Origin of the sequence: Streptomyces stoeckheimensis (assembly GCF_045822005.1) — a bacterium.
Taxonomy (GTDB): domain Bacteria; phylum Actinomycetota; class Actinomycetes; order Streptomycetales; family Streptomycetaceae; genus Streptomyces; species Streptomyces stoeckheimensis.
Genome location: NZ_CP169550.1, coordinates 4,608,844 through 4,620,962, shown reverse-complemented (window position 1 = coordinate 4,620,962; position 12,119 = coordinate 4,608,844). Strand labels below are relative to the sequence as shown.

9 protein-coding genes are annotated in these 12,119 nt (G+C 71.0%); 2 read left to right on the top strand and 7 right to left on the bottom strand.

What is annotated here, in order from left to right:
• Nucleotides 1-29: 29 nt before the first annotated feature.
• Both ACE1OC_RS20945 and ACE1OC_RS20940 read right to left on the bottom strand, forming a co-directional pair.
• Nucleotides 30-935 carry an LLM class flavin-dependent oxidoreductase gene (locus ACE1OC_RS20945; RefSeq protein ID WP_407838285.1) on the bottom strand — a complete coding sequence of 302 codons (906 nt, stop codon included), beginning with the start codon at nt 933-935 and terminating at the stop codon, nt 30-32.
• Nucleotides 936-968: 33 nt separating this feature from the next.
• Nucleotides 969-1,244 carry a hypothetical protein gene (locus ACE1OC_RS20940; protein ID WP_407838284.1) on the bottom strand — a complete coding sequence of 92 codons (276 nt, stop codon included), beginning with the start codon at nt 1,242-1,244 and terminating at the stop codon, nt 969-971.
• Between the two features lie 137 nt (nt 1,245-1,381).
• Between ACE1OC_RS20940 and ACE1OC_RS20935 the strand changes: the two genes are divergently transcribed.
• Nucleotides 1,382-2,317 (top strand): HAD hydrolase family protein, encoded by a 936-nt coding sequence (locus tag ACE1OC_RS20935; protein ID WP_407838283.1) that lies wholly within the window; start codon nt 1,382-1,384, stop codon nt 2,315-2,317.
• A 27-nt stretch (nt 2,318-2,344) separates the two neighbouring features.
• On the opposite strand, the gene ACE1OC_RS20930 is transcribed toward ACE1OC_RS20935, so the two are convergent.
• Genes ACE1OC_RS20930 through ACE1OC_RS20915 form a run of 4 tightly spaced genes read right to left on the bottom strand, consistent with a single transcriptional unit; the run spans nt 2,345 to nt 10,269 of the window.
• Nucleotides 2,345-4,093, bottom strand: a complete 1,749-nt coding sequence (locus tag ACE1OC_RS20930) for a GAF domain-containing sensor histidine kinase (RefSeq protein WP_407838282.1) — start codon at nt 4,091-4,093, stop codon at nt 2,345-2,347.
• Nucleotides 4,094-4,103: 10 nt separating this feature from the next.
• Nucleotides 4,104-7,685: a thiol reductant ABC exporter subunit CydD gene (cydD, locus tag ACE1OC_RS20925; RefSeq protein WP_407838281.1), complete on the bottom strand. Its 3,582-nt coding sequence runs from the start codon at nt 7,683-7,685 to the stop codon at nt 4,104-4,106.
• Nucleotides 7,686-7,743: 58 nt separating this feature from the next.
• Nucleotides 7,744-8,745: a cytochrome d ubiquinol oxidase subunit II gene (gene cydB / locus ACE1OC_RS20920; RefSeq protein ID WP_407838280.1), complete on the bottom strand. Its 1,002-nt coding sequence runs from the start codon at nt 8,743-8,745 to the stop codon at nt 7,744-7,746.
• 18 nt (nt 8,746-8,763) lie between these two features.
• On the bottom strand, nt 8,764-10,269 hold the full coding sequence (locus ACE1OC_RS20915; protein WP_250738587.1) for a cytochrome ubiquinol oxidase subunit I: 1,506 nt from the start codon (nt 10,267-10,269) through the stop codon (nt 8,764-8,766).
• Between the two features lie 189 nt (nt 10,270-10,458).
• Here ACE1OC_RS20915 and ACE1OC_RS20910 point away from each other — a divergent pair, with 189 nt between their 5' ends.
• Nucleotides 10,459-10,827: a cyclophilin-like fold protein gene (locus ACE1OC_RS20910; RefSeq protein WP_243331197.1), complete on the top strand. Its 369-nt coding sequence runs from the start codon at nt 10,459-10,461 to the stop codon at nt 10,825-10,827.
• Between the two features lie 38 nt (nt 10,828-10,865).
• Here the strand turns inward: ACE1OC_RS20910 and hisC are convergent, their stop codons facing one another.
• On the bottom strand, nt 10,866-11,948 hold the full coding sequence (hisC, locus tag ACE1OC_RS20905) for a histidinol-phosphate transaminase (protein ID WP_407838279.1): 1,083 nt from the start codon (nt 11,946-11,948) through the stop codon (nt 10,866-10,868).
• Between the last annotated feature and the right edge of the window lie 171 nt (nt 11,949-12,119).

The window sequence follows — 12,119 nt, the reverse complement described above, 5'->3', positions numbered from 1 at the left end:
CAGCGGCGCGATGCGGCCGAGTCCGTCCCTCAGCCCAGCTGGGCGAGCGCCTCGGTGGCGATCTGCTCGAATACGCCCTGGTCGGCGGCGAAGTCGGAGTCGGGGATCGGCCAGTGGATCACGAGCTCGGTGAAGCCGAGCTCCTGGTGGCGGCCCGCGAAGTCGACGAAGGCCGCCACGGACTCCAGCGGCTGCCCCCGGTCCGGGGTGAAGCCCGTGAGCAGGACCTTGTCCAGCTCGGCCACGTCCCGGCCGGTCTCCGCGCACGCCTTGCCGAGCTTCTCGATCTGGCCGCGCAGGGCCTGCACCGACTGCTCCGGGGTGCCCTCTTCGAAGATCTTCGGATCGCCGGTCGTCACCCACGCCTGCCCGTACCGCGCAGCGAGCTTCAGACCGCGGGGCCCGGTCGCGGCGACGGCGAAGGGCAGCCGGGGCCGCTGGACGCACCCGGGGATGTTGAAGGCCTCCTCGGCCGAGTAGAACGTGCCCCGCTGCGAGACGGAGTCCTCGGTGAGCAGCCGGTCGAGCAGCGGCAGGAACTCCCCGAAGCGGTCGGCGCGCTCCTTGGGGGTCCACGGCTGCTCCTGTCCGAGCACGGTGGCGTCGAACCCGTTGCCGCCGGCGCCGATCCCGAGCGTGATCCGTCCGCCCGAGATGTCGTCGAGGGAGATCAGTTCCTTGGCGAGCGTCACCGGGTGCCGGAAGTTCGGCGAGGTGACGAGCGTGCCGAGCCGCAGCCTCTCGGTCGCCGTCGCGGCGGCCGTGAGCGTCGGCAGAGCACCGAACCACGGCCCGTTCCGGAAGGTCCGCCAGGACAGGTGGTCGTAGGTGTAGGCCGTGTGGAACCCCAGTTCCTCGGCCCTCTGCCAGCGTTCACGTCCCCCGTCGTTCCACCGGTGGACGGGAAGGATCACGGTGCTCAGGCGAAGAGTCATGACCAGAGCCTACGACCGCCGCCCCGGGCGCCGTCATGTCCCGCGCTGGGCCCGGGCCCGCCACAGGGCGAGCAGGACGGCGGAGTAGGGGTGGGCCGGAGTCGTGGCGCGGCCGGTGTGGGCCAGGGCGTCGGCCGCATCGGCCGCGTCGGCCAGGACCTGGCCCACCAGCACCGGTTCTCGCTCCGGGTGGTGGGTGCTCGCTCGTTCGCACGCCGTGCACAGGACCGACGCCAGGCTCACGGCCCAGGTGGCGTGCGGGCCGCCGCAGGCGGCGCAGTCCGTTGTGCGGGCTGAAGGGATGAGCACGTCGCCCCCGTGTGATGTCGTCGGAACCGGCACCGTGCCGGCGGCCCGAACGGCAGCGGAGCCGGCGAGAAGATCCTTCCACCCCCCACTGACAACCATGTGGCGATGTTTCACGTGAAACATCGCCGACCGCCGGCATGGGCGAAGATGGAGCCGTGACCTCGGCTCCCCAGCGCCCGGACGGGCCCACCCCCGCGACCCGGCTCATCGCCACCGACCTCGACGGCACCCTGCTGCGCGACGACAAATCCGTCTCGGAACGCACCGTCGCCGCACTCGCCGCCGCCGAGGAGGCCGGTATCGCGGTGTTCTTCGTGACCGGGCGCCCGGCCCGCTGGATGGGAGTGGTCAGCGACCACGTCCAGGGCCACGGCCTGGCCATCTGCGCGAACGGCGCCGCCGTCGTCGACCTGCACGCCATCGACCGGCACGCCACCGAGGGACAGGCCGCCGACCGGCAGCCCTCGGGCCGGGAGTTCGTCCAGGTCAGGCCACTGCCCCGGATCACCGCGCTCAAGGTGGTGGAGGCCCTGCGGGCCGCCGCCCCCGGCACTTCCTTCGCCGTCGAGCTGACCACCGGCATCAACTACGAACCGCAGTACCCGCCGTTCTTCCAGGACCCGGGTGCCAACGTCGCCACCGCGGAGACCCTGCTCCACGAGGCCACGGACGACGATTCGGCGCCCGTGCTCAAGGTGCTCGCGCACCACTCCGAGCTGGCTCCGGACGAGTTCCTGGCCCTGGCCCGCTCCGTCGCCGGTGCGTACGCCTCGATCACCCGCTCCAGCCCGACCTCCCTTCTGGAGATCAGCGGCCCGGGGGTCTCCAAGGCGAGCACCCTGGCGCTGTGCTGTGAGGAGCGCGGCATCTCACCGGCCGAGGTGGTCGCCTTCGGCGACATGCCGAACGACGTGGAGATGCTCGGATGGGCCGGTACCTCGTACGCGATGGGCAATGCCCATCCGGATGTGATCGCGGCCGCGTCGGGCCGTACGGTCGCCAACAACGAGGACGGCGTCGCCCTGGTCATCGAGCGCATCCTGGCCGAACGGACCGCCCGTACCGAGGCCTAGCCGCCAAGCCGTGGTCGAGGGGCGTGGCTACAGCGGGGCCTCCCACACCAGGGTGGTCCCGCCGCCCTCCTCACCGAGGCCGGGGCCGTACGAGCTGGAGCCGCCGAGCGATTCGGCCCGCCGGCGCAGGTTCCGCAGACCGCTGCGCCGTCCACCCTCCGGGATGCCGACCCCGTCGTCGGCCACCTCCAGCCGGACCCCGGGGCGCCCGTCGGGCAGGCTGATGGTGGAGTCGAGCACCACCTCGATCCGGGACGCCTCGGAGTGCCGGAACGCGTTCGACAGCGCCTCGCGCAGGGCGGCGATCAGGTTCTTGCCGACGAGCTCGCCGACGACCGCGTCGATCGGTCCGAGGAACCGGTGCGCGGGCTTGAAGCCCAGCGGCACGGCAGCCATGTTGATCTCCCGCAGCACCCGGGTGCGCAGCCCCGAGGGGGCCTCGGCCGGTCCCTGCTGGAGCGCGAAGATCGCGGTGCGGATCTCCTGGATCGTCACGTCGAGCTCGTCCACGGCCTTGCCGACTCCGTCGCGGACCTCCGGGACGACGGAGCGGCGCTGAGCGCCCTCCAGCATCATCCCGGTGGCGAAGAGCCGCTGGATGACCAGGTCGTGCAGGTCGCGGGCGATCCGATCGCGGTCCTCGAACACCGCGAGGCGCTCCCGGTCCCGCTGCGCCTCCGCCATCATCAGTGCCAGGGCCGCCTGCGAGGCGAACTGCGTGGCCAGGGTCCGCTCCGCCTCGGTGAACGGCCGCTTTCCGCGGGCCCGCGGCGTGACGAGAGCCCCCAGTACCCGGCCGCCGCTCTGCAGCGGCAGCATCATGCAGGCCCCGTACTGGCTGGTCAGGCGGCTGATCATGCGCGGGTCCGAGGCGGCGTCGTCCACGAAGACCGGCTCGCCGTCCAACAGCCTGGCCACCACCGGGCTCTCGGCCGGGATGACGACGCCGAGCGAGGTCGCCGGGTTCTCCGCGGAGACGGCGACGATCTCCATCCCGCCCTCTTCGGCCGGGAGCATCACGATCCCGGCGGCCGAATCGGCGAGCCGGCGGGCCTGTTCGGCGACGACCGCGAGCGCGTCGTCCGCGTCCCCGCCCGAGAGCAGGGCCGTGGTGACGGCGACCGAGCCGTCGATCCAGCGCTCGCGCTGGGTGGCGGCCTCGTAGAGCCGGGCGTTGCCGATGGCGATGCCCGCCTCGGTGGCCAGCACCCGGACCATGTGGACGTCGTAGTCGTTGAACTCGCCGCCGCCGTTCTTCTCCGCCAGGTAGAGGTTCCCGAAGATCTCTCCCTGGACCCGGATCGGAACGCCGAGGAAGGTCTTCATCGGCGGGTGATGGGCGGGGAAGCCCTCCGAGCGCGGGTCCTTGGTCAGGTCGGCGAGGTGGACCGGGTCGGGGTTCGAGATCAGCGCGCCGAGCAGGCCGCGCTTCCCGTCCGGGCGGTGCCCGATCTTCTTCGCCAGCGCGTCGCTGATCCCGAAGGTGACGAAGTCCGAGAGACCCCGGCCCTCGGTGTCGACCACGCCGATGGCCGCGTAGCGGGCGTCCGCGAGCTCGGCGGCCGTCTCGCAGATCCGGTCCAGCGTGGAGTGCAGTTCGAGGCCGGTACCGACCGATCGCATGGCTTCCAGCAACTGCGGCACCCGGGCCGTGAGCTCGGTGGACAGTCCCTGGAGACTCCGGGTGGCGGCGGTCGCGGCCTCCAGCGGGTCGGGCGATTCCGGTGAGGACTCCGGCGGGTACTCGGGCGATTCCTGGGACTCCTGCGCTGACATGCCCTTGAGCCTAGTTAGTCCCCTTTAGCGAGGAAAGTCGAGCCTGTGCAGTGACGCCCGTCCCGTCCGCTTCCCGCTCCCGCTCCAGCAGCCCGCGCAACGGACCGGGGGTCGCCGCCAGCTCCGCGTACGCACCGCGCTGGACGACCGCGCCGCCATCCAGGACGAGGACCTCGTCGACCTCTTCCAGACCGGCCAGCCGGTGCGTGATCAACACGGTGGCTCGGCCCTCGGTCGCGGCCAGCAGGTCCGCGGTCAGCGCGTCGGCGGTGGCCAGGTCCAGGTGCTCGGCAGGCTCGTCCAGCACGAGGACGGGGAAGTCCGCGAGCAACGCCCGCGCCAGGGCGAGGCGCTGGCGCTGACCACCGGAGATCCGTTCGCCGTGCTCACCGACCAGCGTGTCCAGCCCGTCCGGGAGCCCCTCGGCCCACTCCAGCAGCCGGGCCGCGGCGAGGGCCTCCCGCAGCCGCGCCTCGCTCGCCCCCGGGGCGGCCAGCCGCAGGTTCTCCCGTACGGAGCTGTCGAAGATGTGGGCGTCCTGGGCACACAGGCCCACGACCCGGCGCACGTCGTCCCCGTCGAGGGCGCGCGCGTCGGTCCCGCCCAGGGTGTACGAGCCTTCGTGCTGGTCCAGGAAGCGCAGCAGGACCTGTGCCAGCGTGGTCTTGCCGGCTCCCGAGGGCCCGACGACCGCGATCCGGCGGCCCGCTTCGAGGGTCAGGTCGAGCCCGCTCAGGGCGTCGTTCTCCTGCCCGGGGTGCCGGGCGGCGAGCCCCCTCAACCGGAGCGGGAAGGGCGAGGCGGGCAGGGCTTCGGGCCGCTCCGGCTCGGTGACCGGGGCGGGCGTGTCGATGACCTCGTAGACCCGCTCGGCGCTGCGCCGGACCCGCTGGCGGTACTGGACGGCCTGCGGAAGCCCGCTGACGGCCTCGAAGGCGGCCAGCGGAGTCAGGACGACCACGGCCATGGCCACCCCGGACAGCCGGCCCCCGGCGACGGCGTTCGCCCCGACGGCGGCCGCGCACACCACCGTCAGTCCGGTCAGGAGGGCGGACAGCCCGCTCCCGAGCCCGGTGACGGCGGCCGCTCGGGCCGCGATCCCGGTCAGGGTGCGGTCGCTCTCCTTCGCGGCGGCCTTGCGCCCTCCGAGTGCTCCGGCGACCGTGAGCTCCGCGGTTCCGGTGAGCAGATCCGCCACACGGGTGGCGAGCTCTCCCCGGGCGGGGGCCAGCCGGCGCTCCGTCCGGCGTGCGCAGACCGCGCTGACGAGCGGTACGCCGACCCCGGCGGCCAGCAGCCCGACGGCGAGCACCACCCCGGCCGCGGGCAGCAGCCAGGCGGTGAACGCCACCGAGCCGGTGCCCACGAGCAGCGCGGTGCCGACGGGCAGCAGCCAGCGCAGCCAGTAGTCCTGCAGGGCGTCGGCGTCGGCCACCAGCCGGGTCAGCAGGTCCCCGCGCCGTTGGGTGCGCAGTCCGGCGGGCGCGATGCGCTCCAGCCGCTGGAACACCGAGACGCGCAGGTCGGCGAGCATCCGCAGGACCGCGTCGTGGGACACGAGCCGCTCCGCGTAGCGGAAGACGGCCCGTCCCATGCCGAAGGCACGCGTCGCGGTGACGGCCACCATCAGGTACAGCACGGGCGGCTGTTCGGAGGCGCGCGAGATGAGCCATCCGGAGACGGCCATCAGCCCGACGCTGCACCCGACGGCCAGCGCCCCGAGGAACAGCCCGAGCCTGAACCGTCCCTGCCAGGCCTTGGCCACGCCCCGTACCCGCCGGAGCGGATCGCCCCCGCCGGCATCGCTGCCGCCGGTGGACGCGGCCCGTTCCGGAGCGTCCCCGAGGATCCACTCGCCGGGATCGCGCTGCGCCGGTCCGGGTACGGGCTGCCCCGCCCGGACGGCGGGAAGCGAAACGGCGGGAAGCGGCGCGGCGGGGGAGGACCCGGCGGGGCCGGACCCCACCCGCACGACCCGGTCGGCCAGCGCCAGCAGCGCCGGCCGGTGGACCACCAGCAGAACGGTCCGGCCGACCGCGAGGCGTCGTACGGCCTCCACCACGGCCGCCTCGGTCTCGCCGTCCAGGGCCGCCGTCGGCTCGTCGAGCAGGAGCACCGGCCGGTCCGCCAGGAACGCCCGGGCCAGCGCGAGGCGCTGGCGCTGGCCGGCGGACAGGCCGACCCCGCCCTCGCCGAGGAGGGTGTCCGCCCCCCGCGGCAGGGCCCGTACGAACTCCCAGGCCCCGGCGTCCACCAGGGCGGCGGTCACCTCGGCATCGGCGGCGCCGGGCCGCGCCAGCCGTACGTTCTCCGCGATCGTCCCCGCGAACAGGTGCGGCCGCTGCGGGACCCACGCGATCTGCTCCCGCCACTGCTCGGGCGCCAGCCCGGCCAGGTCCGCGCCCCCGACCAGGACCCGTCCCGCACTCGGCGTCACGAAGCCCAGCAGCACCTGCAGCAGCGTGGACTTGCCGGCGCCGCTCGGGCCGGTGAGGGCCACGCATTCGCCCGGTCCCACCGTCAGCGAGACGGGTCCGGGGGAGTCCTCGCCCCGGCCCTCGTACCGGACGGCCACTCCGTCGAGCTCGATCCGCAGGTCCGTGACCGGGACCGAGGCCGTCCCCGGCGAGGCGGCGACCGGGGTCTCCAGCACCTCGAAGATCTCTTCCGCGGCGGCCAGTCCTTCCGCCGCCGCGTGGTACTGCGCCCCTACCTGACGCAGGGGCAGATACGCCTCGGGCGCCAGCACCAGGATGACCAGCCCGGTGTAGAGGTCGAGCTCCCCGTGGACGAGCCGCATGCCGATGGTCACGGCGACCAGTGCCACCGACAGGGTCGCCAGCAGTTCGAGTGCGAACGAGGACAGGAACGCGATGCGCAGCGTGCGCATCGTCGCCTGCCGGTAGTCATCGGTGATCTTGCGGATGGACTCCGCCTGCGCCTTCGCCCGGCCGAAGACCTTGAGGGTCGGCAGACCGGCCACCACGTCCAGGAAGTGGCCCGAGAGCCGGGACAGCAGCCGCCACTGGCGGTCCATCCGGGACTGGGTGGCCATGCCGATCAGGATCATGAACAGGGGGATCAGCGGCAGCGTGACCACGATGATGGCCGCCGACACCCAGTCCTCGGTGACGATCCGCGCGAGCACCGCCACGGGGACGACGATCGCCAGTCCGAGCTGCGGCAGGTACCGCGAGAAATAGTCGTCGAGGGCGTCCACTCCCCGGGTGGCCAGCGCCACCAGGGAGCCCGTCCTCTGTCCGCTGAGCCAGCCGGGCCCGAGGTCCGCGGCCCGCTCCAGCAGCCGGCCCCTCAGTTCCGACTTGACCGCCGCGCTCGCCCGGTGCGCGGCCAGTTCGGTCAGCCAGGCGACCAGGCCACGGCCGAGCGCCACCGCCGCGAGCAGCAGCAGGGGCGTCCGCAGGGCCGCGCCGTCCAGTCCGTCCTCGAAGGCGCCGACCACGATCTCGGCGATCAGCATCGCCTGGCCGACGACCAGCCCCGCCCCGGCGAGCCCGAGGGCCACCACCGCCCCCAGGAAGAGGCGGGTGGACCGGGCGTACCGAAGCAGGCGCGGGTCGATCGGTTTCACGTGAAACATCCCCCAGGCAGGATCGGGCGGAGCGGAGCTGACGAGCCGGCGGAGCGGCTCAGTGCACGTCGACGATGTGCTGCGTGCCGATGCGCTTGCGGAACACCCAGTACGTCCACGCCTGGTAGAGCAGGACGACCGGGGTCGCCACCGCCGCGCACCAGGTCATGATCTTCAGGGTGTACGCGCTGGACGAGGCGTTGGTGACCGTGAGGTTCCAGGCGTCGTTCAGCGAGGACGGCATGACGTTCGGGAAGAGCGTCAGGAAGAGCATCGCGACGGCGGCCGCGATGGTGACCCCCGACAGGCCGAAGGACCAGCCCTCGCGGCCCGCGAGGTTGAAGCCGAGGGCGCCGACCAGGGCCAGTACCGCCACGATCATGGCGATCAGGCTCCAGCCGTCACCGCGCGAGACCTGGGTCCAGATCAGGAAGGTGAGCGCCAGCACGGCGGTCACCACCCCGAGCTGGGTGGCCAGCTTGCGCGAGCGGTCCCGGATGTCACCGACCGTCTTGAGCGAGGTGAACACCGCGCCGTGGAAGGTGAACAGGGTCAGGGTGACCAGGCCGCCGAGGATCGAGTACACGTTGAGCAGGTCGAAGAAGTTTCCGACGTACTCCATGTCCTGGTCGATCTTCACTCCGCGCACGATGTTGGCGAAGGCCACGCCCCACAGGAACGCGGGGATCAGCGAGGTCCAGAAGATCGCGTGTTCCCAGTTGGTCTGCCACCTGTCCTCGGGCCGCTTGTGCCGGTACTCGAAGGCGACCCCTCGGATGATGAGGCAGATCAGGATGAGCAGGAGCGGCAGGTAGAAGCCGGAGAAGAGGGTGGCGTACCACTCGGGGAAGGCGGCGAAGGTCGCGCCGCCGGCCGTGAGCAGCCAGACCTCGTTGCCGTCCCACACGGGCCCGATCGTGTTGATCAGCACCCGCTTCTCCGTGCGGTTGCGGGCCAGCAGCTTGGTCAGGACGCCGACACCGAAGTCGAAGCCCTCCAGGAAGAAGTAGCCGGTCCACAGAACGGCGATGAGCACGAACCAGACGTCGTGGAGTTGCATGGTGTGGTCTCCTCAGCCTCAGTACGAGAAGGCCATCGGCCGGTCGGGGTTCTTGTCGTCCCCGCCGATCTTGGTCGGCGGGTTGAGGTCGGCCTCGGTGAGCTCGGGCGGGCCGGCCTTGACGTACTTCAGGAGGAGCTTGACCTCGATCACGGCGAGGACGGCGTAGAGCGTCGTGAAGCCGATCATCGAGGTGAGCACCTCACCCTGGGAGACGTTCGGCGAGACCGCGTCCCTGGTGCGCAGGACCCCGTAGACCACCCAGGGCTGGCGGCCCATCTCGGTGAAGATCCAGCCCCAGGAGTTGGCGATCAGCGGGAAGCCCATGGTCCAGAGCGCGATGATCCAGTACCAGTTGGTGAACTTGGGGCTCAGTGCCTTCTTGAAGAGGACCAGGTGCGGGACCTCTTCCTCACCGGTGCGCAGCCCCGGCGGCAGCATGAACTTCTTGCGGGTCAGCCAGAGCCCCAGGATGCCGACGCCGAGCGAGGCCATTCCGAAGCCGATCATCCACCGGAAGCCCCAGTAGGCGACGGGGATGTTGGGCCGGTAGTCACCGGGCCCGAACTTCTCCTGCTCGGCCTTGTTGACGTCGTTGATGCCCGGGACGAACGAGGTGAAGTCGTCGTTGGCCAGGAAGGACAGCAGGCCGGGGATCTCTATGGCGACCGTGTTGTGGCCCTTTTCGACGTCTCCGTAGGCGAAGACGGAGAAGGGAGCCGGCGCCTCGCCGTCCCAGAGCGCCTCGGCGGCGGCCATCTTCATCGGCTGCTGCTTGAACATCACCTTGCCGAGCAGGTCTCCGCTGATCGCGGTCCCCAGACCGGCGATGATCATGACGACCAGGCCGAGTCGCAGCGAGGTCCGCATGACGGGGATGTGCTTCTTGCGGGCCAGGTGGAAGGCCGCGATGCCGACCATGAACGCGCCGCCGACCAGGAAGGCCGCCGTCATGGTGTGGAAGAACTGGGTCAGCGCGGTGTTCTGCGTGAGCACCAGCCAGAAGTCCGTGAGCTCGGCCCGGCCGCGCTCGGGGTTCATCCGGTAGCCGACGGGGTGCTGCATCCAGGAGTTGGCCGCGAGGATGAAGTACGCCGACAGGATGGTGCCGATCGAGACCATCCAGATGCAGGCCAGGTGGATCTTCTTCGGCAGCTTGTCCCAGCCGAAGATCCACAGGCCGATGAAGGTGGACTCGAAGAAGAAGGCGATGAGCGCCTCGAAGGCCAGCGGGGCTCCGAAGATGTCACCGACGAACCGCGAGTAGTCGGACCAGTTCATGCCGAACTGGAACTCCTGGACGATGCCGGTGACGACACCCATCGCGATGTTGATCAGGAAGAGCTTGCCCCAGAACTTGGTGGCCTTGAGGTACTTCTCCTTTTCCGAACGCACCCAGGCGGTCTGCAAGATCGCGACGAGCGCGGCCAGCGAGATCGTCAAGGGAACGAAGAGGAAGTGATAGACGGTGGTAATACCGAACTGCCATCGCGCCAGGGTCTCTGGCGCCAAAGCTAGGTCCACGTCGTCGTCTCCTTCGTTTCGCCGTGGTCACAGCCGCAGTTTGCCTCTCGTATCCCACTCAATCCGGGAGGAAGCAGGACACGCTTGTGAACGCGTTCACATTCACAAGCATTATGTCGTACCGCTGTCGGCATCTTTCAGGGGGGTCCCCCCTAGCGAATCAATTCAACAGATTGTTGAATGCGACCCATGAAGATTCGATTCCTCTGGCCCGCCGGCCAGCTCACCGCAACGCTTGACGAGACCCCGACCGCCAAGGCGCTCGCCGACGCGCTCCCCATTTCCGCCTCCGCCAACACCTGGGGCGAGGAGGTCTACTTCGACACCGGCGTCTCCGTGGCACTGGAGCACGACGCCCAGCAGGTCGTCGAGCCCGGCACGGTCGCGTTCTGGACCGAGGGCGACGCGCTCGCGCTGCCCTACGGCCCCACCCCGATCTCCCGCGGGGGCGAGAGCCGCCTGGCGAGCCCGTGCAACGTCCTCGGCTCGTTCGACGGCGACCCCCGCCTGCTGGCCACCGTCCGCGACGGCGACCCCATCCGCGTGGAACTGGCCTGACACCGGTCCCGGGAGCACTGCATCCCCTACGGGAGCACTTACATCTCCTTGAAGAACGACTCTGCCGTGTGCAGGAAGAGGTCGTTCGCCTCGGGCTCGCCGATCGTGACCCGCAGGCCCTCGCCCGCGAAGGGCCGGACCACCACGCCGGCCTTCTCGCAGGCCGCCGCGAAGTCGGAGGTGCGCTCCCCGAGCCGCATCCACACGAAGTTGGCCTGCGTCTCGGGCACCACGGTCCAGCCCTGGGCCAGCAGCGCCCCGTAGACCCGGGCGCGCTCGCCCACCAGCGCCCCGACCCGGCCCATCAGCTCGTCCTCGGCCCGCAGCGAGGCGACCGCCGCGTCCTGGGCGAGCTGGCTGACACCGAAGGGCACCGCGGTCTTGCGCAGCGCCGCGGCCACCGGCTCGTGTGCGACCGCGAAGCCGACGCGCAGGCCGGCGAGCCCGTACGCCTTGGAGAACGTACGCAGCACGGCGACGTTGGGGCGGCTGCGGTAGAGCTCGATGCCGTCCGGGACCTCGACGTCGCGGACGAACTCCTTGTACGCCTCGTCGATGACGATGAGGATGTCGGAGGGCACCCGGTCCAGGAAGCGCTCCAGCTCGGCACGGCGCACGGCGGTGCCGGTGGGGTTGTTGGGGTTGCAGACGAAGATCAGGCGGGTCCGCTCGGTGATCGCCTCGAACATCGCGTCCAGGTCGTGCACATCTCCCTCGGCCAGCGGGACCTGAACCGACGTCGCACCCGAGATCTGAACGATGATCGGATAAGCCTCGAAAGACCGCCAGGCGTAGATGACCTCGTCGCCCGGACCCGCCGTCGACTGGATCAGCGACTGGGCGACACCGACCGAGCCGGTGCCGGTGGCGATGTGCTCGGCCGGGACCCCGAAGCGCTCGGCGAGCTCGTTCACCAGGCCGGTGCACATCATGTCCGGGTACCGGTTGAAGTGGCCGGCCGCCGCGACCGCGCTCTCCAGGACCCCAGGCAGGGGCGGGTACGGGTTCTCGTTCGAGGACAGCTTGAACGCGACCGGACCGCCCGCAGCAGCGGGCTTCCCGGGCTTGTAGGTGGGAATGCCGTCCAGCTCGGCGCGCAGCTTCGGGCTCTTCTCGCTCACCGCAGGTCCTCCTCGACCATCCCGTACGACGTCGCCGTCGACTCAATACTCCTCACCTTATGAGGATTCCGTCGATCCGAGAACGGCAGGCGCCTGGAATGCGGGAGAGCGCACGCATATATGCGTGCGCCGGTGGCCTGCGCCGTGGCGCGCGTCCCTCGTACAGGTGAG

Coding starts and splice junctions, on each gene's coding strand:
- ACE1OC_RS20945 (WP_407838285.1), bottom strand. CDS start 935: ATGACTCTTCGCCTGAGCACCGTGATCCTTCCCGTCCACCGGTGGAAC.
- ACE1OC_RS20935 (WP_407838283.1), top strand. CDS start 1,382: ATGGGCGAAGATGGAGCCGTGACCTCGGCTCCCCAGCGCCCGGACGGG.
- ACE1OC_RS20930 (WP_407838282.1), bottom strand. CDS start 4,093: ATGTCAGCGCAGGAGTCCCAGGAATCGCCCGAGTACCCGCCGGAGTCC.
- cydB (WP_407838280.1), bottom strand. CDS start 8,745: ATGCAACTCCACGACGTCTGGTTCGTGCTCATCGCCGTTCTGTGGACC.
- ACE1OC_RS20910 (WP_243331197.1), top strand. CDS start 10,459: ATGAAGATTCGATTCCTCTGGCCCGCCGGCCAGCTCACCGCAACGCTT.